At 46.9% G+C, this 25,018-nt stretch carries 20 protein-coding genes; 18 read left to right on the top strand and 2 right to left on the bottom strand.

Annotated elements, in window-relative coordinates:
- Nucleotides 1-16 precede the first annotated feature (16 nt).
- The gene (locus tag FJQ58_RS29270; RefSeq protein ID WP_162341831.1) at nt 17-1,654 is read left to right on the top strand and encodes a GGDEF domain-containing response regulator; all 1,638 of its coding nucleotides are present in this window, start codon (nt 17-19) and stop codon (nt 1,652-1,654) included.
- A gap of 136 nt (nt 1,655-1,790) precedes the next feature.
- Here the strand turns inward: FJQ58_RS29270 and FJQ58_RS29265 are convergent, their stop codons facing one another.
- Nucleotides 1,791-2,081 (bottom strand): hypothetical protein, encoded by a 291-nt coding sequence (locus FJQ58_RS29265; protein ID WP_139998923.1) that lies wholly within the window; start codon nt 2,079-2,081, stop codon nt 1,791-1,793.
- Nucleotides 2,082-2,432: 351 nt separating this feature from the next.
- On the opposite strand from FJQ58_RS29265, the gene FJQ58_RS29260 reads away from it, so the two are divergent.
- From FJQ58_RS29260 to FJQ58_RS29220, 9 genes are all read left to right on the top strand, one after another.
- Nucleotides 2,433-3,056, top strand: a complete 624-nt coding sequence (locus tag FJQ58_RS29260; RefSeq protein WP_202915348.1) for a pyridoxamine 5'-phosphate oxidase family protein — start codon at nt 2,433-2,435, stop codon at nt 3,054-3,056.
- Between the two features lie 67 nt (nt 3,057-3,123).
- On the top strand, nt 3,124-3,735 hold the full coding sequence (locus FJQ58_RS29255; protein ID WP_139998919.1) for a DUF1349 domain-containing protein: 612 nt from the start codon (nt 3,124-3,126) through the stop codon (nt 3,733-3,735).
- A gap of 35 nt (nt 3,736-3,770) precedes the next feature.
- The gene (rpiA, locus tag FJQ58_RS29250) at nt 3,771-4,442 is read left to right on the top strand and encodes a ribose-5-phosphate isomerase RpiA (protein ID WP_139998917.1); all 672 of its coding nucleotides are present in this window, start codon (nt 3,771-3,773) and stop codon (nt 4,440-4,442) included.
- A 186-nt stretch (nt 4,443-4,628) separates the two neighbouring features.
- Complete coding sequence (locus FJQ58_RS29245) at nt 4,629-6,254, top strand: spore germination protein (protein WP_139998915.1); 1,626 nt, start codon at nt 4,629-4,631, stop codon at nt 6,252-6,254.
- A gap of 6 nt (nt 6,255-6,260) precedes the next feature.
- A complete protein-coding gene (locus tag FJQ58_RS29240) occupies nt 6,261-7,379 on the top strand; it encodes a GerAB/ArcD/ProY family transporter (protein WP_139998913.1) in 1,119 nt (372 codons plus the stop codon).
- Nucleotides 7,348-8,586: a Ger(x)C family spore germination protein gene (locus tag FJQ58_RS29235; protein ID WP_238404387.1), complete on the top strand. Its 1,239-nt coding sequence runs from the start codon at nt 7,348-7,350 to the stop codon at nt 8,584-8,586. Before FJQ58_RS29240 ends, FJQ58_RS29235 begins: the two co-directional genes overlap by 32 nt.
- Nucleotides 8,587-8,620: 34 nt before the next feature.
- Nucleotides 8,621-8,824 (top strand): CLC_0170 family protein, encoded by a 204-nt coding sequence (locus FJQ58_RS29230; RefSeq protein WP_139998911.1) that lies wholly within the window; start codon nt 8,621-8,623, stop codon nt 8,822-8,824.
- Nucleotides 8,825-8,951: 127 nt separating this feature from the next.
- On the top strand, nt 8,952-9,329 hold the full coding sequence (locus FJQ58_RS29225; RefSeq protein ID WP_139998909.1) for a BlaI/MecI/CopY family transcriptional regulator: 378 nt from the start codon (nt 8,952-8,954) through the stop codon (nt 9,327-9,329).
- Nucleotides 9,326-11,587 (top strand): M56 family metallopeptidase, encoded by a 2,262-nt coding sequence (locus FJQ58_RS29220; protein ID WP_139998907.1) that lies wholly within the window; start codon nt 9,326-9,328, stop codon nt 11,585-11,587. Before FJQ58_RS29225 ends, FJQ58_RS29220 begins: the two co-directional genes overlap by 4 nt.
- 70 nt (nt 11,588-11,657) lie before the next feature.
- Here the strand turns inward: FJQ58_RS29220 and FJQ58_RS29215 are convergent, their stop codons facing one another.
- Nucleotides 11,658-12,899 (bottom strand): nitrate/nitrite transporter, encoded by a 1,242-nt coding sequence (locus FJQ58_RS29215; RefSeq protein WP_139998905.1) that lies wholly within the window; start codon nt 12,897-12,899, stop codon nt 11,658-11,660.
- Nucleotides 12,900-13,287: 388 nt separating this feature from the next.
- On the opposite strand from FJQ58_RS29215, the gene FJQ58_RS29210 reads away from it, so the two are divergent.
- The 8 genes from FJQ58_RS29210 to FJQ58_RS29175 all read left to right on the top strand — a co-directional run bounded on the left by FJQ58_RS29210 (nt 13,288) and on the right by FJQ58_RS29175 (nt 25,011).
- Nucleotides 13,288-14,589 carry a molybdopterin molybdotransferase MoeA gene (locus FJQ58_RS29210; RefSeq protein ID WP_139998903.1) on the top strand — a complete coding sequence of 434 codons (1,302 nt, stop codon included), beginning with the start codon at nt 13,288-13,290 and terminating at the stop codon, nt 14,587-14,589.
- A gap of 27 nt (nt 14,590-14,616) precedes the next feature.
- Nucleotides 14,617-16,746: a nitrite reductase large subunit NirB gene (nirB, locus tag FJQ58_RS29205; RefSeq protein ID WP_139998901.1), complete on the top strand. Its 2,130-nt coding sequence runs from the start codon at nt 14,617-14,619 to the stop codon at nt 16,744-16,746.
- Nucleotides 16,734-18,881, top strand: a complete 2,148-nt coding sequence (nasC, locus tag FJQ58_RS29200; RefSeq protein ID WP_139998899.1) for an assimilatory nitrate reductase catalytic subunit NasC — start codon at nt 16,734-16,736, stop codon at nt 18,879-18,881. The genes nirB and nasC overlap by 13 nt, the downstream gene beginning before the upstream one ends.
- Nucleotides 18,882-19,010: 129 nt before the next feature.
- Entirely contained in the window at nt 19,011-20,582 is a 1,572-nt protein-coding gene (locus FJQ58_RS29195; RefSeq protein WP_140000210.1) for an ATP-binding cassette domain-containing protein, read from the top strand.
- Nucleotides 20,583-20,663: 81 nt separating this feature from the next.
- Nucleotides 20,664-21,533: a permease gene (locus FJQ58_RS29190; protein ID WP_238404449.1), complete on the top strand. Its 870-nt coding sequence runs from the start codon at nt 20,664-20,666 to the stop codon at nt 21,531-21,533.
- Nucleotides 21,530-22,486, top strand: a complete 957-nt coding sequence (locus FJQ58_RS29185) for a TIGR03943 family putative permease subunit (RefSeq protein WP_139998895.1) — start codon at nt 21,530-21,532, stop codon at nt 22,484-22,486. The genes FJQ58_RS29190 and FJQ58_RS29185 overlap by 4 nt, the downstream gene beginning before the upstream one ends.
- A gap of 183 nt (nt 22,487-22,669) precedes the next feature.
- A complete protein-coding gene (locus FJQ58_RS29180) occupies nt 22,670-23,824 on the top strand; it encodes an acyl-CoA dehydrogenase family protein (protein WP_139998893.1) in 1,155 nt (384 codons plus the stop codon).
- A gap of 14 nt (nt 23,825-23,838) precedes the next feature.
- Nucleotides 23,839-25,011 (top strand): acetyl-CoA C-acetyltransferase, encoded by a 1,173-nt coding sequence (locus FJQ58_RS29175; RefSeq protein ID WP_139998891.1) that lies wholly within the window; start codon nt 23,839-23,841, stop codon nt 25,009-25,011.
- The last annotated feature ends 7 nt before the right edge of the window (nt 25,012-25,018 follow it).

Below are 25,018 nucleotides of genomic sequence, written 5' to 3'. Positions count from 1 at the left end.
GAGGGAGTCCATGGCAATGAAAACCGAAAAATATAAAAAGCTCATTCAACAACGAATACTGGAAACCATTGATACTTGGTCCGGTCAAGACCTTGTCGAAGAACAAGAAATTTATCGATTTTTCCATAATCTCAAGGGAACAAGCGGAACAATCGGATTACTGGAAATTGAGAAGTTTTCAGAAGAGAAAGAGAAGATCTTTGCTGAGAAAAGTACTAAAGCGTTCTTACGCAAGGAATGGTCAGAGCATTTGCTCCCGTTAACGCATCTTTTGCCATATGCAGATTTGGAGAATAAAGCTTCTGAAACAACGGCTCTTAATGAATCTGCTGCACTGGATAATCCAGATAACATACAAAAACGTGTGCTTGTTATTGATGACGATGTCCATTTCGTTACGTATGTAAAGGAAGTTTTAGAAAAGCAAAACTATCCGGTTACCATTGCGCTAAATGCCGAGCGAGGGCTCAAGCTATTTTATGAATGGAAGCCCGGCCTCATTTTGCTCGATATCGTACTCCCGGACCAAAGCGGCATGGAAGTCCTACATCAAATTGTTGATAAAGCAAAACAAGAGCATATTCCCATCATTATGGTCAGCGGAAACTTCTCCACTGAAAATCAAATTAATGCCTACCGTTCAGGTGCGATGGATTTTCTCGCAAAGCCGTTCGACGTAGAGCTTCTGACGGCTCTTATCGATAACCGCTTTGCTATGAAACAGGATTGGGAGCGTTCCATTATTATTGATGAGCTGACTGGCGCCTATAATCGAAAACATTTTAATCAATCCATCCAACTGCACATTGACAGCTTCAAACGATCGAACGAAGTATTCTCGCTTGTTATGCTCGATTTGGATTACTTCAAGCATGTAAATGATACTTACGGACATTTGATGGGAGACGAAGTGCTGCGGGCCTTTGTGGCAACTGCTCTAGAGAATATTCGGCCAACGGATATTTTGTGCCGCTATGGCGGAGAAGAGTTTGCTATGATTTTGCCAAAAACCGATGCGGTGCAAGCTGCCGTCTTAATTGAGCGTTTTCGGCAAGTGTTTAACGCCATTAAGTTTCAAACAAATAGTGAAGCTTTTCAGGTCACATTCTCCTCAGGCATAACGGAAATCTGCCTGCCTAACAGTCATGTTGAGCTGTTAATTGCGGAAGCAGATCAGGCATTGTATAGCGGCAAGCGATCTGGCAGAAACCAAACCGTGGTCTATTCGAAGGAATTAATCGAGAAGAGCCGCCAAACTTCCCTTAATGTTATCATTGTCGATGATGATCCTCTTATCAGGGAAATTGTCATCCAGCGTTTCTATAATTGGAAGCCAGCCAGCCATATTAAGGTGACAGCTTCAGAGTATGCCAGCGGCAACGTTTTTTTGGAATCTGCCTGGTATAATGAAAGTGAAAAATATATCATCTTGCTAGACGGTTCCATGCCCGATCTAGACGGCTTAGAGGTGCTTCGGCAGCTTCGTATGAAATATCCGGAGCAACAGCTTTTAATCGTAATGCTGACTGCCCGCAACAATACGGCTGATATTGTTCAGGCATTGCAAATCGGTGCCGATGATTATGTAGTCAAACCATTTCATATGCAGGAGCTTGTCCTGCGCATTGAGCGTTTAGCTAATCGGATGTTATAGCTACCGCAGAACCTTTGGGGGCGAAAAGAAGAAGCTATCCTTCTGTCATATGACAGCGGGATAGCTTCTTCTTGCATTTCTGTATGGGATACCGTTAACTGCATTATTATTTAGAATCTATTAAAGCAATCTTCTATTAACGAACCGTTGCAACCGGCAAATCAACGACAGTCTGAGGGTATTTATAATCATTACGGTAGCAATTGGTATCCGAATCATACGTGGACTGAGAGAGCTTGTGCGAAATTTCAAAGATGGAAAGTTTCGGATTGACATGCAGGGAGGACTCAAAGAACGAGCATCTTTCAAAGTTAAATTCAAGCGTAGTAATAATAATAACGCAATTCGTAAAGGTACAGCCAATAAAGCTAAATCCGTCAAAAGCAATCGTTTCGTTTGTAAAATGTTCATTCGCTATTGTATTCATAATCAGCGCTCCTATTCTGTGGTGGGACAACCTAGTAAAAATATTATCAGATACAAGACGGGATGTTTGTCGCTTGATGGGAAGGAAAATAAAAAAATTAACGACATAAATAGCGTTCATTCGATCTAGCTTTTTGCTGGCTCTGGGACAACGAACTCAATATATGCCTAATGTATATAACCAATTCATTAACGACATAAACGAGGAACCCTAAAAAACTTGAGTTGGCTGAAAGTGGAATAGGCATTTCCCTGAATATGGGTATTCATCCCTAATAAAGATCGTTATAATGGCATTAAGAGTCTATTTATAAAAACACTTCATGGTGAATAGAGAGAAGGAGATATAGCTATGAATCCTATATTTAAAGATTCGATTCAGAGCGAGGAGCAGTTAAGAGAGTTGCTTGGTTATCCTAGCCCGCTCGTGATGAAGAAAACGATTACCTATCTCGATGAGCATTGTAAAAGATTCATAGAAAGTTCGCCTATGCTGTTTATCTCTACCGCAGATCGTTTGGGTGCGTGCGACGTTTCACCTCGCGGCGATCAGAGCGGCTTCGTCCAAATCCTTGGCGACAAGCATCTCGTTATTCCGGAACGGCCAGGAAATCGCAAACTCGATTCTATTTTAAATATACTTGAGAATCCTCACATAGGAATTTTATTTGTTATCCCTCAGCTTGAAGAAACGTTACGGATCAACGGAATAGCCACCGTTATCAAGGATAAAGCGATATTGGAACGCATGAAGGCGTTTGACAAAGAACCGCTTGTCGCAATCGGAGTTGAGGTCGAAGAGTGTTATATTCATTGCGCCAAAGCTTTCAAACGATCAAAGCTATGGCAACCGGATAGTTGGCCTTCAAGCGAGCACTTGCCAAACGCCGCAAAAATATTAGCAGCGCACACCGCATCCCAGGAAGAAGATATTGCTGCTTCGCTAAAGGAAACCTATGAGAAAAGATTATATTAATGGTAGAATATGACCAGCATATCCATTTTTTAATTCAAATTAATGTACTCAATAGGAGTTGAAGATCATGAATTTATTTATAAACGGTTCGGAGCAAAGCCCATCTTCAGAGCTTAAATGGATGAATGAACCGAAAGAATGGTCATTTGATGACAAGCATGCGCTAACGGTGTCTGCACCCGCAATGGCTGATTTTTTTCGAGATCCCGCTGGCATTTCGATAAAGGATTCTGCGCCGTTTCTTTATACGACGATCAATGGCGATTTTAGCTTGGAGACTAGAGTGAGCGTAGAGATGATTCGGCAATACGATTCAGGCTGTTTAATGATTATGGCCGACAAATTGAACTGGGCAAAGCTTTGTTTTGAGTTTTTCGACCACAAACCGTCTATTCTAAGCGTCGTTACTCAAAATAGCTCAGATGATTGCGTATCAGGAGAAGCAGCAACACAACATCCTTACTTAAGGATAGCAAGAGTAGGCCATTGCTTCGCATTTCATTACTCGCTAGACGGTGAACAATGGAAGCTAGTGAGGTACTTCGGAATGGATGCTCCACAAGAGCTTAAAGTAGGAGTAGTCGCACAATCACCTATTGGCGAGGGCAGTAAGGTCAAGTTTGATTACCTGCTGCTGACTCCTGGCGTGACCGGAGATGTGCGTGAAGTAACCAAGTAACGAGTGTCGGAAATAAATGAAATGGAGTTGAAGGGATGGAGTCAAAAAGAATAGCCGCAGAGAGAGCCGTGGAATATGTGAAGGATGGCATGATTGTCGGATTGGGAACCGGCTCAACCGCTTATTGGGCCATTCAAAAAATCGGTCAACGAGTGAAGGAAGGCCTTAACATTCATGCGATCGCAACATCAGCCGCCTCGGAGGAGTTAGCGCAGGAGTGTGGTATTCCTTTGTTGTCCTTTGCAGATATCGATACCATCGACGTGACCATAGATGGGGCAGATGAAGTCGATTCCCACTGGAATTTAACAAAAGGCGGCGGTGGGGCGCTATTACGCGAGAAGATAGTAGCTTCAGCAAGTAAGGAGCTAATCATAATTGTAGATGAGAGTAAAATCGTCGAACAATTGGGGGCTTTTCCTTTACCGGTAGAAATCATTCCGTTTGGTTACGAAATGACGATCAAAAAGCTCCAAAAGCTCGGTGCAGAACCCGTATTAAGAAAAACTGGCGACCACGTCTACAAAACGGATAACGGTAACTATATTGCTGATTGCCGCTTTGGTCAAATAGCAAATCCAAATGAGCTTAACCAAGCCTTAAACCTCATTACGGGAGTAGTAGACAATGGCCTCTTTGTCGAAATGGCTACACATGTCATTGTCGGCTACATGGATGGCTCCGTCCGTGAGCTTTCTCTATCATAAGCAGCATTGCTGCTTAGCGATTGCCTTGAAAGACCCACCAAGGGTTTTTCAAGGCTTTTTTTGTTATCCATGTTACGGAATATTCATCAATGATTAAATTACCCTCGACATGTAAAAGCTAAAAAGTGAGCAATATTTCCAAAATTCGATTAGAAGCGCCATTTCGTGTCGACGGGAAGTGATGAAATGCCTATAAACAAAAAGAAGTCAAAAACAAAAGCGATAGCGGTCGGCCCTAGCAGCGTCCTTGAACGTCATAAGGGCGAACAGATCAGTACACAAATGGAACAAACCATTTCTTTTATACAAAATATTTTAGGTGTCAATGAAGATTTAACGATACGGCGCTTTCATGTTTTTGGCCAGCATCCGGCAGTCATCATTTATTTCTCGAACATGGTTAATCAGAGCACGATTAATGTCGATATTGTCAAGCCGTTAATGTATGTTCCGAACCATCTGATTGGCTGCTCCATCGAAATAGGTCAATTAATCGATGTATTGCAAAATGATACCTTGTATCACGGAGAAAGCGAACTAGAGTCTGAGCTTACAACTTTGATTGAGAGTATTTTAAGAGGTGAAACGGTAGTCGTTGTAGACGGGTTGGATAAGGCATTTCTGCTAGGGACGAGAAATATCGACAAGCGTGCGATTGATCAACCGGCAACGGAACAGGTTATTCGGGGTCCGCGTGAAGGCTTCATTGAACCTTTAGGTACCAATATCTCATTAATAAGATATCGCCTTCAGTCACCGGATTTGCGAGTCGAAACGATGGGAATTGGACGTCGGACAAAATCCAAGGTAGCCATATGTTATATGGATGGCATTACGAATCCGAAGCTGGTGAAGGAGGTCAACCGCAGGCTCTCCAAAATCGACATTGACGGTGTGCTGGACTCAGGTTATCTCGAGCAGTTTATAGAAGACAATCATTATTCCCCTTTTCCTCAAGTGCAGTATACGGAAAGGCCGGATAAGGTCGTTGCGAATTTACTGGAGGGACGCGTGTCGATCCTCGTAGACGGTTCTCCGCTGGCACTTGTCGTTCCAACGGTGTTCAGCCAGTTTTATCAGACGGTAGAAGACTATACCGAGCGTTATCTTCTGATGAGCTCTATCCGGCTGGCCAGATTAATTGCTTTGATGTTCTCGTTAATTTTCCCGTCGATTTACGTATCCATCATCTCCTTCAACCCCGAGCTCATTCCTACGGAATTTGCGGTTGCAGTTGCAGGCGGGCGCGCGGGAGTTCCATTTCCGGCAATTATTGAAGTGCTGATCATTGAAATCTCCATGGAAGTGTTGCGCGAGGCGACGATCCGGCTGCCACAACAGGTTGGCGGAGCCCTTTCCATCGTAGGGGTTCTGGTTATCGGTCAAGCAGCGGTTTCCGCAGGATTTGCAAGCCCAATCACGATCGTTATCATTGCTTTGACGACAATCGGCTCCTTTGCGACACCCGCATACAATGCGGCTCTTGCTTTGCGTCTGCTCCGATTCCCGCTCATTATCCTGGCCGGAACCTTCGGTTTGTATGGGGTCATGATCGGGCTAATCCTCATCGCCAATCATCTCCTGTCGTTAAAGTCGTTTGGCGTTCCTTACCTTAGTCCGCTTGTCCCAACAGAATTTCAAGGGGTAAAGGATTTAATCATACGTGGACCGTTATGGGCGATGAACAAGCGTCCTTCCTTCCTGCAGCCTATGGACGCTTCGAAGATGGCGGCAAATGAATTAGACAATAGCACCGATCAGGCCTCAAATGCACTTGATCCGAAAAACGATATCAATCAACAGGAGGGATGACCAGTCATGCAGGACCGCCAAATTACCGTCATACAAGCAGCCGCTATTCTGGTCAGTTCCATTATTGGAGTAGGGGTGCTTGCCCTCCCGTTATTTGCAGTTAAAGCGGCAGAGTCCGGAGCGCCCTTAGTTACTTTTCTCGGAATGCTGCTCGCTTTTGTCGGGCTTTTTTTGATTACGGTGTTAGGAATGAGGTTTCCCGACAAATCAGTCATCGAATACAGCCAAGATATTATCGGAAAAGGTCTCGCAAGCTTCGGAAGTGTGCTCATTATTGTTTTTTTTGCGGTACTTACCTCTTTGACTGCAAGGGAATTCGGCGAGGTTGTCGTCACGTCAGTCCTGAGATCTACACCGGTTGAGGTAACCGTTATCGTTATGCTGCTGCTTGCAGCCATTTCCACGCGCAATGAAATTACGACCATTGCTTATATCCACACCTTTTATTTTCCGCTACTGTTAGTCCCCGTCTTATTAATCGTAGCCTTGTCGCTCAAAAACGCAGAGGCGATTAATTTACTTCCAGTGTGGGGGAACGAATCAAAAGGGATGATGAAAGGTACGTTGACGATAGCCGCATTGTTTCAGGGTACGTTTGTTTTAAGTGCGGTAATCCCTTCGATGAATAAGCCTCAGAATGCGATGAAAGCAAGTATCGGTGGAATGCTGATTGCTGGTGGACTATATGTCATTATTGTTGCAGCAGCGGTAAGCGTATTTGGCGCAGAAGAAATCAAGCAATTACTGTGGCCAACTCTTGAATTAGCTAAAGCCACATCCTTGCCTGCTAACATTTTGGAGCGGCTTGATGCCGCATTTTTGGCCGTATGGGTAACTGCCGTTTTTACGACCCTTTTATCCAGTTACTTCTTAACGATACATTCGATTAGCAAGCTATTTCGTTTAAAGGACCACAAGCTATTCTCGTATTTTATATTGCCATTTGTGTTTACGATGGCGATGCTGCCGCAAAACATTGTAGAAATGTACGAAATTATTGTTAACGTGGGCCAGATTGGCCTTTGCATTACGATTGTTTATCCCGGCTTGTTATTGCTCATTTCCATCCTTCGCAAGAAGAGAGGTAATTCGGTTGAGAAGAAAAAAGTGGATCAGAACCGTTAACCTATTCTGCTGTCTTTGCATCATTACGCCTATGCTGACTGGCTGCTGGGATCGGCTTGAAATCGAAGAGAGAGCCGTTGTCTTAGGTGTATCGATTGACTCGGTAAAATCAGATCATTCCCAAGAGGAAGAAGGGGAGGTATCCCATCTCAATAATTCCATCCCAGCACCAAATAAATCACTAATACGAGTTGCTGTTCAAATTGCACTACCGGGCAGAATACCTCTAGGTCCCGGCGAGAGCGGGGGAGGGAACGGGCCAGCCGAAAAAACCGTTTGGGTTATCGATGTGGTTGGTCATAGCATTGACGATGCCTTTATGAATTTGCAGCAGCAGGTGTCAAGCCGGCTTTTCTTTGGTCATCTGCGCGTTATAGTCGTATCCGAATCCGTTGCCAAAAAAGGACTCGAAAATATAAATGATTATTTCCGCAGAAACCCGGAAGTGCGCAGAATGGCTTGGATGATGATCTCAAAGGGGAGAGCCATACGTTTTATGGATGCAACTCCGAAGCTGGAGAGGGTGCCGACCCTTTATTTGATGTCAACCTTGGACGAAGGAAGCCGCATGGGTAAGTTCCCCAAGGATTACATCGGCATTTTCTGGAGTAATTTATCCAAGAAGGGACAAGAGGGATTTTTGCCTTACGTCGAATTGAAAAAAGAACAAAACATCGAAATTAAAGGTTTAGCTTACTTTCGGGGTGATCATTTGGTGGGCATAACCAAACCGCTTGAAATTGCTGGGTATTTGGGAATCAAGGGGGTTAATCCTGCAGGTTACCGCGTATTCATTCAGCCTGGCGACGCTTCCACGGCCATCATGACGAATACCACTCATCGAAAAGCGACTACCAAGGTACAGATCAAAGACAATGTCCCTCATTTTACGATTACCATATCGGTTGAATTAAATATTGAAGAGAAATTGAGCGAGAATATCCAGTTTAATAATCCCGCTATCTTAAAGCAATACGAGAAGAAGCAGGAAGAGGTATCCCTCAAGTTTTACACGGATATCATCAAGAAAACACAGGAAAAGGGCTCGGATATCTTCGGCTTTGGCGAATATGTCCGGGGTAAAAAACCGTCATTTTGGAACAAGAATGTCAAATCGGCTGAAGGCTGGCAGAAGATGTACAAGGACAGCACCTTTGACATTAAAGTGTCCATGAAGCTGCGACGAATTGGAATGAAAGCGAAATAGAAGAGCGTTTCCAAAGACGAAGGAGAGTAGGCCGATGGTTGTCGAAGGCTATACGACAAGTTATCTCAATTACGCCATATTTCTATGGCTTTTGAGCGGAATTCTCATTTTGCAGATTGATGTTAAGGGCTTTAAGCTAGCTGGATTAATGAAAGAAAGCAAAGTATCAAGGTTTATCGGATGGTTTAATATCATTGCTGCTGTTTTGTTATGGGTAGGAGAGCTGGCCCTGCAATGATGAACAGCAAAGATCTGTATACTACGCTGCTGGTGATAGTTTCCGCTTGACTTAATTCGTTTACAAGCGTAATCTATAAACAACGTTTACGCTTGTAAACGAATTGTATAACAAAAAGGTGAAGAAGATGAGCAACTCTCCCAACATAACCGAAGCCGAAAGCCAAGTAATGAAGCTTCTATGGCAGAAGGAACCTTTGTCTGCTAATGAGATCATTTCGAAGTTGTCGGATCAGATGAGCTGGACGGATCAGACGATCAAAACCTTCCTTAACCGCCTGCACAAGAAGAATGCGATCCGTTTCGAAAAGACTGGCAGAAATTATCTCTATTATTCGTTGGTTTCACATGAAGAATACTTAAAAGCAGAGAACCGATCCTTTCTAGACAGAGTTTATAACGGGGCTGTAGGCATGCTTTGTACGAAATTTCTTGAGGAAGAGACTCTGTCTGAGAAAGATATCGAGGAGCTTCAACAACTACTGGAAAAGAAGAAGAACTCATGATATTCATGAAGACGATGTTCTCCCTTATTTTGAATGCATCGTTAGCGTCGGCGGCAATCATCTTGTTGCTAGTTGCCATTCGGAAGTTGTTTTATCTGCGGCTTACACCTAGATTCATTCATGTCCTGTGGTTTCTTGTATTAATAAAACTGCTTGTACCTGTTGTTCCTTCGAGTTCTATCAGTTTGTTTAATCTGGTTCCGCACGCAATAGCAGATAAATGGACAACCGATCAAAGCCATCCTGTTGACAATTCCGGCTCCGTGAAGCAAAGCGAGGACACTTTCAAATCCGGCGGCGAAACGAAGGCAGCCATACAACAACGAGCAGAAGAAACTCTGCCTTCCGATTTATCGGCATCTCGGCTTGAGGATTCTGATTTGGCAACCGCAAATCCTCTCACTCAAAGCAGCGAGGAAAATCGAGGTAGGTCCAATATACTTAAAATCGGCTTATGGATATGGCTTGGAGGATTAGTATTCTTCGGTATTTATTACCTGGTTGTAACACTAAGATTCAGAAAACAACTCCGATTCGCCCGCCGGATCAACCATGTAGAGGTACTTTCTGTTCTTAAAGCGTGCAGTGAACAACTGGGTATTAAACGTAACATTCCGGTTTATGAGATTAGCGGTTTTCACAGCCCATGGATCTACGGAATGTTAAAGCCAAAAATTTATTTGCCGGAAGATATGGTTGTCATCGCAGATTCCCGGCAATTGAGACATGTTCTTCTACACGAGCTGGCACATTATAAACGCAAAGATTTATGGTTCAATTCCTTATGGACGATAGCGGTATGGCTACATTGGTTTAATCCTTTGGTTTGGCTAGCGCGGCAAAAAATGGCCTCCGATCGGGAAATAGCCTGTGATGCGGTTGTGCTTGAGGCGCTGGGAGAGCGGGAATCTTCGTCGTACGGCTTGACACTTCTTATGCTGTCGCGTTTATTTTCGCGGAGTTCATCTTCACGGTTTTATCTTTCCTATTTCTTCAACAACAAGAATGAGACGAAACGGAGAATTACCATGATTACGAAGTTTAAACAAGGTTCGTACCGGCTGTCTGCGGTCGCTATTTTATTGATTCTAGTCTTAGGCGCAGTTGTGCTGACCAACGCGAATGTCGAATCGAATGCCTCCCAGGCAGCGTATTCCAAGCCGGAAAATACGGTTTCCTCTTTTCAAATCGACAGGCTCATACCCTCGTTCAAATGGTTTAATAATCTGAACCGGGCGCTCGCTTTCTCAAAGTTTGACTTTAAAGTACCTGACTATCTGCCCGAAGGTTATCACCTGCAAGATGTGGAATTGAATGAAAATTTCAGCAGTGCGCATAAAGCAGACTTGATTGAATTCGTAACGATCACTTTCGTATCGAACTTTGGCCATACAGACGAGCAGAATATCGTGGTGTACGCTTCTAAAGGAAAGGGCACCTTACTGGAGCATAATTTGTTATGGGGCGCTTCTTCTTCTCATTTTCAAAATACACAAGAGCCGGGTCGCGTGCTTTCCTACAAGCAGGAAGACCTGATCGTAGGCGATGTTAAAGGTGTTTTGTACACGGGTAAAATGCCCAGGTACAAGCAAAAACCAGCAACGGCCAAAAGTTTTGTGTGGCAGGAAAATGGTTTAACGTATGCGATCAATTATTTTAGCGCTGATCTGACCCAAGAAGAGCTCATGAAAGTCGTTCAGTCATTTTCATTGCCTGAACAAGTTCAATATGTCGATTATAAGGGTGAGGGCAATTCATTCCCTTTATATGATGAGACGGATTTGCAGGAAGCCAAACATCTTCTTGGCTTTCCTGTTAAATTCCCGTTTGCCCTCTCAGACTTTGGCCTTAAACTATCCGATTCGGTTATGCAGCAGGCTGACGATCAGAACACCGGGTACTACATTAGACCGGACAAAGACGCCTTGAAGAATACTTATCGCGTTCCATACAATTCTTCCATTTATGAAATAAATGACACGATTGAGTTTTATCAGAGCAAAGCGCCTAGTGTGGATGCGAGCAAGTTGTCGTTCTTACACATATGGGAAATAAACGGTATCGAAATATCGGCATATGCAGATAAGGATCATATCTATTGGGAGCCTATCCATTCGAATAACAATCCGTTGAAGTTCAAAACTCAAACGTATTATATGTGGAAGCAAGACGGCATTTATTATACGGCTTTTTTCCTTGGGGTGGACAAACACCAGAAAGAAAATCTTGAAGCTTTCGTACTCGCTCCTGTCCAATAACCAGGAAAAAATCCCCCTAGACTGATCATTACCCAGTCTAGAGGGACTTACTTGAGCTTAGTGCGAGTAGCTAAGCGTTAACTTGGGATGCGTCGGAGATATGGTCTATTCTTGCTTTGCCGCCTTTGGCCATCCACTTTTGCTTCCACTTCATTTGCATGACGGTAAGAAGTATAAGGGAGGCGAGCGTGACCAAGCTTAAAATCAGAAATCCTGGCGTGTAAGAACCGCTTGATTGATAAAGCTTGCCGAGGATAAGCGGGAGCGCATATCCGCCTAGGCCACCGGCAGCTCCTATGATGCCTGTCATTAATCCAAGTTCGCTGCCGAAACGCTGCGGCACCAATTGAAATACCGAACCGTTCCCAGCTCCTAGACACATCATGCCAATGAACAACATCGTAATTACGACAGGCAAGGCGGGCATGGAAGCTACAGCAGCAAGCATAAGTCCCGCTCCAGCATACAAAATCGTCAGCATTTTGGCGCCGCCGATCCGATCGGACAAGTAGCCGCCAACCGGTCTGAAGAAGCTGCCCGCGATGACGCAGAAGGTTGTGAAATCTGCCGCTCTCACGGGGGAAAGCCCATATTGCGTGTTGAAGAAAATCGTTAAATAATTAGAGAGTCCCACGAACCCTCCGAAGGTCACGCAATAAAAGGCGCAAAATACCCATGCGTCGCCTTGCTTCAACACCTGTGCGTATTGCGACAGCTTCTTCGGAGCAGGGCGGTTCGGACTGTTTTTCGCAAAAATAGTGAATATAATAAATACGAGGACGATCGGAATAATAGCTAGTCCGAAGACAAGCTCCCAGCTGCCGTAATGTTGGGCAAGACGGTTAGCGAACAACGTGGAAATTACCGTCCCGCTATTTCCGGCTCCAGCGATGCCCATAGCTAGACCTTGATGCTCCTTGGAGTACCACTGGCTCGCCAAGGGCAAAGCGGCGGCGAACGATGCGCCAGCGACGCCAAGCAATAGAGCAACGACATACAGCTGGTCTAAGGAATCAACAAACTTCCAGCCCATAATCAGAGGAATAAGCGTAAAGAGCATTCCGAATTGGGCGGTCCGTTTGGGCCCGATATAATCCGTCATAAAGCCTAATACCAACCTCAAAATAGAACCTCCTAAAATAGGAAGGGCGACCAGATTCGCTTTTTGCACAGGGTCCATCGGATAATCTGCCGCAATGATCACGCTTAGAGGACCAATTAATACCCAAATCATAAAACTCATGTCAAAATACAAAAATGCGCTGAACAATGTGGGCTTGTGACCGCTCTGCCAAAATCCTTTTCTCTCCATCCCAATCTCTCCCTTATCTCTTGTAATCAACCTAAAAAGCCGCAATTCATCCCTTTTCAAGGAACGAAATGCGGCTTCATTGCCACTGGCTGCACGTCTTTGTGCTGCCTCACATTTAAGAGATGACGATAATGTAATCCCAATTCGAATTATATGGTCACGTAATATGTATGTCAATATATATTACACATATTTTTATATTAACGAATTCGCTAATGTTGCGTAATGTATATTGACATGGAATCAAGAGTCGTTTAATCTTACTATATAAACGAGTTGAGCACAGTGGCGTGCACGCTCCTACGGCAACGATGCCCTTTTCCCCATATGCGGGAGAGGGCTTTTTCTGTTCATTTACCGTTATACCTAATTTCGGGGGAGGAATTTCATGTCTACCATCACTGTACCGGATTCGCTTACTGCAGCTGTATCCATCGCCGTTATGAAAATGGTTAAAGTTGTTCAGGCCCCCCTATCGGAAGCAGTCTCGTTAGAAGCTTCATTATCACGCGTGCTTGCCGCGGACTTTCAAAGCCCGTTTTCCTTGCCGCCATTCCGCAGAGCGGCTATGGACGGATATGCCGTTGTATCTAATGCTACGCTGGGCGCTTCAAGGGAACATCCCGTTCGACTGAAGGTAAGCCATGAGATTCGTGCAGGCCAGCTACAAGATGCGACAGAAGAGAAAGAAGAGAAAGAAGAGAAAGAAGAGAAAGAAGCGACGCCACAGCTAATGGAGGCTGTCCGAATCTTTACGGGTGCCCCCGTGCCTGCGGGATATGATGCGATCGTTATGCAGGAAGCTGCAGTCGTAAGAAATGATTTACTAGGTCTTCCTTCCATACAAATTGACCGTACTAGCCATAAGGGGCAGCATATCGCGGAAAAAGGCGAGGATGTTCCACAAGGGCTGAATATTTTATTTCGGGGTACGGCGATAAAAGCAAAGGAAATTGCCGTGCTTGCATCGTTTGGACAAAGCAAGGTCCACGTGTACAAGAAACCCAAGGTTGCGGTTATTCCAGTTGGTGATGAGCTGGCTGTGCCCGGCTGCGAGCTTCGCCCTAGTCAAATCTTTGATGCTAACAGTTTTATGGTTGGAGCGAGGCTGCGTGAGCTCGGTTCGGAAGTACAGCGCTACAACCCCATTGCTGATTGCCAGGAAACGATTGAGACCACACTATCAGATGCGCTTCATCTAGCTGATATTGTGGTTACGATAGGCGGCGTCTCCGTCGGAGAATACGATTTTGTCAAACAGGCTTCAATCGCTATTGGCGGTGAACCCTTGTTTACTAAGGTTCTTATGAGACCGGGAACACCTGCCTCTGCCTATCGAATCGGAAACAAGCTGCTGCTCTGTTTATCCGGCAATCCGTCTGCTTGCTTCACTGGAACCGAGCTGCTGCTGCGTCCAATCGTCATGAAAGCGACTGGCAGAAACGATTATCGTTCAGAATGGCTGGAGGGCAAACTGACCGATCCGATCGACAAACCATCGCCATATCCCCGTTATATAAGAGCGTTCGTATACCGTAATGGAAAAGAGTGGATGATCGAGCCGCTTCGCAATGATAAATCCGGAAATGTGGCCGCTTTCGCAAGGGCTAATGCATTGGCTCTTATTCAAGCAGGCGGCTCCGGTGCCGATGCAGGGCAAGAGGTTCGATGGGTATCGCTGATGCTATAGTAAATTCGCGAGTGGATGTGAGCATAGATGAAGAGAGAAAAGCTTGTTGTGATCGGAAATGGCATGGCTGGCATGAAATGTGTCGAGGAAATTTTAAAGCTGGAGCCTCATCGGTTTCATATTACAGTATTTGGAAGAGAGCCGCATCCTAATTATAATCGGATCCTATTGTCCAAGGTGCTGCAAGGAGACTCGACCATCGACAGTATCGTTATCAACGACTGGTCATGGTACGAAGAGAGGGAGATCAAGCTTTATACGGGAGAGACGGTCGTTCATTTGGATATCCAAGCAAGGCAGGTGACAACTTTATCCGGCATCCGCGCGAATTATGATTTTCTAATTATAGCAACAGGGTCTTCCGCTTTTATTCCCCCAATTGCCGGCATTCACAAGCCTGGCGTTATTGCTTTCCGGAGCATGGAGGATTGTGCCACCATGATCGATTATTCGAAAAAATATAAAAAAGCAGCCGTGATTGGAGGCGGCCTGCTCGGTCTTGAAGCCGCGCGCGGTCTCTTGAATCTAGGTATGCAAACGGAAGTCATCCATAATGCCTCTTATTTAATGAATCGCCAGCTTGACGCCATGGCTGCCGACATGCTGCGCAGAGAGCTGGAGCAGCAGGGCATGAGATTTTGGCTTAGCAAGGAAACAGAAAGCATTACAGGACTTAATCGTGCGAAAGGCATAAGGTTCTCTAACGGAACTACGCTTGAAGCGGACTTAATCGTTATTTCAGTCGGAATAAGGCCAAACATTACTCTTGCCAAGGAAAGTGGACTAACCACGAATCGGGCCATCGTCGTGGATGACTTTATGCGAACGAGCGATCCCCACATTTACGCAGTCGGCGAATGTGCGGAGCATCGCGGGGTCGCCTACGGCCTTGTTGCACCTCTTTATGAGCAAGGGAAGGTGCTTGCGGGAAGCTTGTGCGGTACCCAAGCGGCTGGCTATGAAGGCTCCGTGCCTTATGCACAGTTGAAGGTATCCGGGGTCGAAGTATTTTCCGTAGGCAGTATTCAACAAGGAGAGGCGGATACCGCCTTGCAGGTCTATGACGGCATTCAAGGAACCTATAAGAAAATAACAATGAAGGATGGCAAAGTAAGCGGAGCTATTTTGTTCGGCAGTACGGCAGAAGGAACAACCTTGCTCGGCTTAGTAAAGAGGGGAGCTCCCATAGCTGAGCTTGCTGCAAAGCCGAAGGAGGATCAATCGGACGAGGATAGCATAGCCGTTAGCATGTCAGGGCATGAGACGGTCTGTGCTTGCAACGCAGTCACCAAATCGTCCATCATATGTGCGGTTATGGAGGATGGTTTACAAACCGCTGAGCAAGTGCGCGACCGTACAAAGGCTTCAAGCTCCTGCGGAGGCTGCAGGCCGATGGTAGAGGCAATCGTCCGTTATGCCCTTCGGTACGATAAGGAATCGTTGGCGCCTGAGGTTGCCGCAATTTGCAGCTGTACTGCCTACAGTCATGACATGGTCAAATCTGCGATGAAAAGTGGCGTATTTATGAATATACAGGAAGTGATGGCGACGCTGGGCTGGCTGAACCCATCAGGCTGCCCTACTTGTTCTGATGCGTTGGCCTATTATTGGACGCTTTATTATCCACAACTAACGAAAGAAGCTTCAGCTCAAGACAGGAACAGAGATTCCCGTAACCTAATCCTGCATGTCCCTTCACCAGCCATCAGCGGATTTAATACGACTTTGTTAGCGAAACATCTACACCAAGCTTGCCAATATCTAACGTTACCATCTCCTGTGAAAGGGGCGATCTCCTCTGGAATTCATAGTCCAGCAGGCGTGCTAGTCCATGATATCGGAATTGCCGGTTCTCCTGCAGGGTGGGAGATTTATGCCGGAGGCCATGCGGAGCATCCGGTGAAGCAAGGTCAGTTGATCGGAATTGCTGAGTCTGATTCATTAGCGAAAGAACTTGCTATAGCTATTTTACAACTTTATCGGGAGCAAGCAGAATACGGGGAAAGGGTTTGGAAGTGGTTGGAGCGGACATCAATCGATGAGATCAGGGAATTAGTATTGCACGTTGAGCATCGCATGGACCTTATGAGCCGTGCGGAAGCTGCTGCCACTTATCTAACTAGTGAAAGGCTCGGTGAACACATATGCAGCCAATAAGAAAAAGCTCTGCGGTAAAGGATGCGCTTGTTGTACTGGACACGCAGTGCCCGTTTTGCAGCGTACAGTGTAAGATGCGCGTGGTTAAGGAACCGGATGCCACGGGAGCGAATCGTTTTACTTATTCGATTGAAGGGCTTCCCAATGCCGCTTCAGAAGGCCGTTTGTGCGTAAAGGGCAGAAACGCACATCAGCACGCGGTTAGCCGCGACCGCATTCTTCAACCGCTAATGAAGAAGAATGGCCAGCACGTCCCTGTCACCTGGGAAGAAGCCTTGAACACGATTGCGAGCAGTTTCCAAACCATTACCCAAGCGCACGGGGCGGATGCTCTCGGCGTATATGGCGGGGGGTCCTTAACGAATGAAACCGCCTATTTGCTCGGCAAATTTTCCAGAGTCGCGCTTGGTACACGCTATGTAGACTATAATGGCCGTTTCTGCATGTCGGCCGCTGCGTCTGCGGGCAATAAAACCTTTGGCGTAGACCGTGGATTGACCTGTAGACTCTCGGATATTCCGCTGGCTCGCTGCATCATACTGGCAGGCACCAACATCGCGGAATGCCAACCGACCTTGATGCCTTATTTTACGAAAGCAAAAGAAAACGGGGCTATCATTATCGTCATTGATCCTAGAATTACGGCAACTGCCGATATGGCCGACATCCATCTGCAAGTGAAACCAGGCACTGACGCTGCGCTTGCCAATGGTCTCCTAAAGGTTCTCTTCGAAGAAAATCTTCTCGATCACTCGTTTATCGCCAATCGCACAAGCGGCTATGAACAATTGAAGGCACACATGGCTAGCGTGCTGTTGGAAGAAGTGGCTGAGCTAACCGGCCTCAAGGAGGCTATTATCCGTAAAGCTGCGCTTGCCTATGGACTAGCGGAGACTGGCATTATTTTCACCGCTCGAGGCGTTGAACAGCAAACCGACGGGCATGTGGCCGTACGCAACTTCTTGAATATGGTGCTTGCCACCGGGAAGATTGGCAAGGTGGGCTGCGGCTATGGCGCCATTACGGGGCAAGGAAATGGGCAGGGCGGGCGGGAGCATGGTCAAAAGAGCGATCAATTGCCCGGCTATCGGAGCATTGAGAAAGAAGAAGATCGACGTTATGTCGCAGGTGTATGGGGAATTGAGCCAGATGAACTTCCGCGCAAGGGAGTATCCGCCTACGAAATGATGGAGTTTGTCCATCGGCAAGAGATCCGTTCCCTATTCGTAATGGGGTCTAACCCGGTCGTCTCGAATCCCAATGCCAATCTGGTAGAGGAAGCTTTGGAAAGCCTTGAACTCCTGGTCGTGGCAGACATGTTTATGTCGGAAACCGCCCGGATGGCTCATATTATTCTTCCCATTACGGCTTACCTTGAAAATACCGGAACGTTGACGAATTTGGAAGGGCGGGTGCTGCTTCGCGAATCCACTGCCGCTGCTCCAGGAGAGTCCCTTCATGATTGGGCCATATTATGCCAATTAGCTGAGAAGCTTGGTAAGCAGCACTACTTCAAATACGATTCCGCTCAAGATATATTTGATGAGCTTCGGCTTGCCAGCCGCGGAGGGCTTGCGGATTATTACGGCATTACGTATGAGCGTTTGCGGCGTGAGGGCAGCGTATACTGGCCATGCCCCTCCACAGATGAGGATGGAAACCAAGGCATGATGTTCGAGCACAAGTTCGCCCATCCAGACGGCAAAGCTATTTTTTTTCCCGTTAACAGCAAACTCCCGCAGGAAATACCAGATGAACGGTATCCATTGATTATGACAAATGGAAGAGTGCTTGCTCATTATTTGACTGGCGTTCAAACCCATAAAAGTCCTTCGCTTGCTGCCCGCAGCCTTGAAAACTATGTGGAAATGCACTCCGCTACGGCAAGAAAGCACCGGATTGAGGACGGGGAGTGGGTAGAAGTAACCTCGCGCAGAGGCAGCTTCAGTGTTCGAAGCCGGATAACGGATAAGATAAGAGAGGACACCGTCTTCGTTCCCATGCACTGGGGCGGATTGCAAAACGTAAACAAAGCGACGAGTCCCGAGCTCGATCCCGATTGCAAAATGCCTGGCTTTAAAACCTCGGCCGTTCATATTGCGCCGCTGCGCTTAAAATCTTACAAATCAGAATAGCTGCCAGAATTGCTACCTATTCCGAAGGACCACGATGAGCTGCCAGCAAAGGGCCATGTGGTCCTTTCTTGGCGTTTGCTTGACACAAAGGTCTCCCGTGGTTTAAAACCATATACAGAGGTGATTGTCATTAGCATTATTCGATTAGAAAACGTAACCAAAAAATATGGGGACACGCTCATATTCCGAGATATTTATTTTCGCATTAGCAAGGGCGAGAGAATTGGGCTAATTGGCCGAAACGGAGCTGGAAAATCAACCGTATTCAAGCTCATTCTTGGGCAGGAAGAACCGACTGCCGGAAAAGTAGAGAGAGACCCGCAGCTAAAGCTCAGCTACTTCTCGCAATTCTCCGAGCTGAGCGGTACGCGCTCCGTCAAGGAGGAGCTGGAACTATGTTATGAGCATGTATGGAGCATTGAGCGTGAGCTTGCTGAAATCGGCGAGAAGTTAGGCAGTGTTGCAGATGACAAAGAGATGAATGCACTGCTGGATCGCCAAGCGGAACTGTTCGAGCAAATGGAGCACCATGACGGCTGGAATGCCGCTGTTGAGATCGACACGGTGCTAACGAAGCTAGGCTTCAATGACCAATCGCGCCAACAGCCTGTCGACCAGCTCTCTGGCGGGTGGCGCAATCGGGCAGCGCTTGCCAAAATGCTCATAGAAGTGCCCGACATCGTTCTGCTCGACGAGCCGACGAACTTTTTGGATCTGGAGGGTCTAGCCTGGCTGGAGCAATGGCTGCATCGCTTCAGCGGTACGATGGTGCTTATCTCCCATGACCGCCAATTTATTGACCGCGTGGTTACGCGTACGATCGAAATTGAAAATTATCATTTTCAGGAGTACGATGGCAATTATACAGATTATATCCGGAAAAAGAAGCTGCGCAAAAAAGAGCTTGATCGCCAATTCGAATGGGAAGAGGAGCTGCTCCTGATGGAAGCAGAAGAGATCGATGACCGCTCCAAACGAAAATCTTCCAAAGATCGCCTCTCGCGCAAGCTCGCAGATTTGAAGAAGCGAGTAGAGCCCCATCCGGTCAATGTACTGATTACGGATATTTATGAAAATCTGCGATTTCCGGATAACCTATGCTCGGTAGAGGCGATTAGCAAAACGTATGCGGACCGGACTATTTTTGAAAATGTCAGCTTTGATATCCAAAAGGAAGATCGGATAGCCATCATCGGCTCCAACGGCAGCGGTAAATCAACGCTCATTAAAGTATTAACGGGACAGGAGCCTGCCAATTCCGGCAAGGTACAATGGAACAAAGGCGTCAATTATGCTTTCTTCAATCGGATGTGGGACGAGCTTGATCCGAAGGACACGGTAAGCCACGCCGTTAATATATTCGGGCTTGGCCTGAATGCGCCTAGAAAAAAGGTGAACAAGTTTTTGTCCATGCTTCAGTTCTCTGAGGCCGATTTGCAGAAAGTCATTGGTACGCTCTCCGGCGGCCAGCAGGCACGAGTAGCTTTAGCTAAATGCCTGTTGTCCGGTGCAGAGGTCATTATCTTGGATGAACCAACGAATCATTTGGATTTGACGAGCATACAAGTGATGGAGCAGGCCTTGATCCATTTTCCCGGAGCCGTAGTGACGGTCAGTCATGACCGCTTCTTTATCGATAAAATCGCAACGAAGCTGCTAACCTTCGAGCCTGGAGGTACCGTTAGCCAGCAATCGGTATAGCAAGTGAAGCAAGAAAAGCCTGTTCGCCGGAGATGAGACAATGTGACAACCCTTTATCAATTAAATACCATTTTTATTAGCATGGTGATGGAAGCCATCCCATTCGTGCTGGTCGGCGTCCTCATCTCGGGCTTCATTCAAGCCTTCGTCAAAGATAACTGGATTGCCCGCATTATGCCTAAGAATCGGGTCTTGGCCATTCTTTTTGGCTGCGGCATCGGCATGTTCTTCCCTTCCTGCGAGTGCGGGATCGTTCCGATAACGAAGAGGCTTATTAACAAAGGCATGCCGCTGCACGCGGGCATTGCCTTTATGCTGACCGGACCGATTATCAATCCGATCGTATTATTTTCAACCTATATTGCTTTCGGAAATGATTGGGAGATGGTTGGTATTCGGGCAGGGCTAGCCGTTGCGGTTGCTTTTTGCGTAGCCTTAATTGTCTCCTTGACGTTCAAGGAGCTGCCTTTCCGAGTGCAAGACGGACAAGCCGCAGCCGGGACTGAGCAAGTTTCTGTTCGAAGAGGGCGATCAGTGCCAATCGGCAAAAAAATGTACGAAGTCATCGTTCATGCCATTGAAGAATTTTTCTCTGTCGGGAAATATTTGGTCTTCGGGGCTTTCCTTGCCGCTTGTATGCAAACCTTTGTGCCAACGTCCTATTTGCTGCATTTAGGCAGTAATCCTGTCACTTCGTCGCTAGTCATGATCGCTCTGGCTTTCCTAATCTCATTGTGCTCGGAAGCCGATGCTTTCATTGCTGCATCGTTCAGAAGCACATTTAGCGTTGGTTCCTTATCCGCCTTTCTTGTGTTTGGCCCTATGATTGATATTAAAAATACGCTGATGCTGCTCGGCACCTATCGCAGTAAATTTGTATTCGTATTGATCGCGCTAGTCACGGTTTTCACCCTGGCGGGTTCGTTGATTGTAGGGAGGATATTCGGATGATACGCTTTTTTATTTTGTTCGGATTTTCATTCATGTTTTTCATGCTGCATTATACGGGTGACATTAAAAAATATATTAATATGAAATATTCCTATTTATCACTGAGTGCCGTAGTCATTATGGGATTGTTAAGCGTATTCGAGTTTGTGCGGGTTTCGCGAAAACAAATAGCTGAAGAGAAGCAACGGGAAGCTGCTGAAAGTGTTGAACAAGCAGGCCGCTGTGACTGCGATCAGCCTTCGCAGGATCATACTGGCTTGTCTCATGATCACGCACATAGTCATGACCACGATCATGAGCATGAATACGATCACGGACATTCCCATGGCAATGAAAGCAAGCTAAAGCGCTTGATAAGCTACTCGATATTATTTGTACCGATTGTAACGGGATTATTTCTGCCCGCCTACGCGCTGGATTCCAGCTTTGTTAAAGCCAAAGGCTTTTCCTTTCCGAGCTTTGAAGAGAATATCGAAAAAAATCCAGGTGCCCATCAATTTTTGAAGCCGGATTCCAGCGTTTACTACCGCAAAGATGACTATGACCTTGTTAAAAACAAAGAGCTTGCCGAGTATATCAAGCGAACTGAGATTCTTCTGACCGATGCGGATTATTTAAAAGGCATGGAGGTTATTTATAACTCGCCAGAGGCTTTCATGGGCAAAACCATTGGGTTCGACGGCTTTGCCTACAAGGGTCAGCAAGTGGATGGAAACCATTATTTTATTTTCCGGTTTGGGTTCATTCATTGCGTTGCCGATTCTGGGGTTTTTGGCATGCTAGTTGAATTCCCAAAAAACACCCAAATGAAGGACGATGCTTGGGTGCACGTGACTGGTAAACTAACATGGGAGCTCTATCAGCCGTTTAAGCAAACGATACCAGTCTTGAAGGTTAGCGAGTGGGAACCGATTGAAACGCCGGAAGATCCTTATGTATATCGTACGACTTGATGATTTTCGCAGCACCAAAGCCAGTCTCACTCGAGACTGGTTTTTTTGTGTAAAGGATAGGCTGCGCCAAGGCGAAGCACAAGGCATTTTTACGGAAGGAGCACTCATATACTACGATACGTGCGGAACCCGTCGAACTTTGTCCACCTGGTTGGAACAGCAACGAGAAGAGGGGGGAGGGAGATGCAGTTTGCCCTATCCGAGGAACTGGCACTTACCCGCTCAGCCATTAGGGAGTTTGCGGAGAACGAAATTGGAGCAGGCGCTGCGGATCGGGATGCTTCCGAACGGTTTGACCGACCGCTTTTCCAGAAGATGGCTGAGCTCGGCTTAACCGGCATTCCAATCGGAGAACGTTATGGTGGTGCTGGGGGTAATTGGTTGGCATACTCCATCGTTTTGGAAGAGATTGCGAGAGTATGTGCATCTACTGCGGCTGCGCTGCACGCGCATACCGTTTTTGCGGCATGGCCGCTTTATGCTTATGGCAGCGAATCCACAAAAAGGCTCATTTTGCCGCGGCTGGCAAGCGGAAGCTGCCTGGGAGGCAGTGCCCTACCTGATGTGAATATAGGGAAAGCAAAGCAAATGAGAAAACTTTCAGTACACACAAGCGAAACCCAGTGGCAACTTAACGGCAGGCATCCCTACGTCTTACATGGGGGAAATGCAGATTGGTACGTAATATATGCTAGGGCTGGCAAGCAGGATAAAGGGGATCGCGAGCATTCTTCTGGTACGGGAGCTTTTCTTATGGAGGGCAGTTCGAGGGGACTTCAATTCGGAAAGAAATTCCGGACGCTTGGCTTGCGCTCCCTTATGATTACGAGCGCCTCTTTCAAACAATGCAGCATTCCGGAAAATCATAAAATAGGCAGCAATGTCCAAAGCAAGGAAATTCATTCTTCCTTAACTAACCTCGGTTATTTAGGTGCTGCCGCACAATCGGTCGGGGTGGCTCAAGGCGCGTTGGAAGCTGCGGCAACCTATGCCAAGACGCGGAAGCAATTTGGCACGAGCATCAGCAAACAGCAGGGCATTTCATTTAAAATCGCGGACATGTCCGCGAGCCTGGATGCTGCTCGGCTCCTTGTTTATCAGGCCGCTTGGCGCAAGGACCAGGGCTTGCACTATGGCAGAGCAGCTGCTATCGCCCGCAAGTATGCCGCCGATATGGCGGTATTTGCGACCAAAGAGGCTGTTCAAATTTTTGGCGGCAACGGCTATATGCAGGAATATCGAATGGAGCGCTTGATGCGCGATGCGAAATGCATTCAAACGGAAATGGGAACCGGAGGCATGAGCACGAACTGCAGCCTCGCAATCTTGTCGGATTAGGAGGTGAGCTCAGTATGCGTCATACAGTCATTGTGGGCGGACGGCGAACGGCTTTTGGTAAATTAGGCGGGATATTTAAGGAAGCTAAGGCTGTTGAGCTAGGTGCAGCCGCCATCCGAGGCGCTCTGTCGGAAAGCGGAATCCATCCGATTCAAATCGACGCTGTCATGATGGGCATGGTCCTTCAAGCGGGCAGCGGCCAAAACCCGGCAAGGCAAGCGGCAAGGCTAGCAGGACTTGATTGGCAGGTACCAGCGGAAACGATCAATAAAGTGTGTGCTTCCGGCATGCGGGCTATTACGATCGCTGATCAGGCTATTCGGACCGGTGACGCGGAAACCATCGTTGCAGGTGGGATGGAGAGCATGAGCCAAGCTCCGTTTGCTGTGCAAACCGGGCGATGGGGGAATCGGCTTGGCCATACGGAGCTGATCGACCTGCTTCTCCACGACGGTCTGCTTTGTCCCTTCGAAGATGTTTTGATGGCAGTGCACGGCAATCAGGTTGCGGCTGAATACGGATTAACCCGATTCAATCAGGATGAATGGGCGTTGCGAAGCCATACACGCGCTGCTTCTGCGATCCGCAATGGACTATTCAAGGAAGAAATCGTGCCTTTCCCTACTTCGGGAAGCGCTACCAATGATACAGATGAAGGTCCGCGGCCAGGCACCAACGCCGATCAGTTAGCTAGATTGAAACCCCTTTACGATACTCACAGCACGATTACTGCGGGAAATGCACCAAGCCTCAACGATGGAGCTGCCGCATTTGTGCTGATGTCTAATGAAGAAGCAAAACGGACGGGTACGGTGCCGCTCGCAAAAATACTTGGACACAGTACGATAGGCACGAGCCCTGGCAAGCTTGGCGCTGCTCCTGCTCTTGCCATCGAAAAGCTTTTAAGGAAGACAGGCGCTTCCATCGGTGATATTGATCTATTCGAAGTAAACGAAGCCTTTGCATCTGTCATCTTGGCATGCGGCAAGCAGCTGGGCTGGGATGAAGGAAAAGTGAACGTAAACGGGGGAGCCATCGCGCTAGGCCATCCGATCGGTGCAAGCGGAGCACGTATCCTGCTAACTCTGCAGCATGAGCTGCATAGGAGAGGCGGGGGCATTGGCATCGCAGCGATCTGCAGCGGAGGTGCGCAGGGTGATGCTGTCATGATACAGGTCAATGCCTGACACCGGA

It is taken from the genome of Paenibacillus paridis, assembly GCF_006345825.1.
GTDB classification, from domain to species: Bacteria; Bacillota; Bacilli; order Paenibacillales; family Paenibacillaceae; genus Pristimantibacillus; species Pristimantibacillus paridis.
Note: the sequence above shows the minus strand (reverse complement) of the source record. Positions and strands in the feature narration are given on the sequence as shown.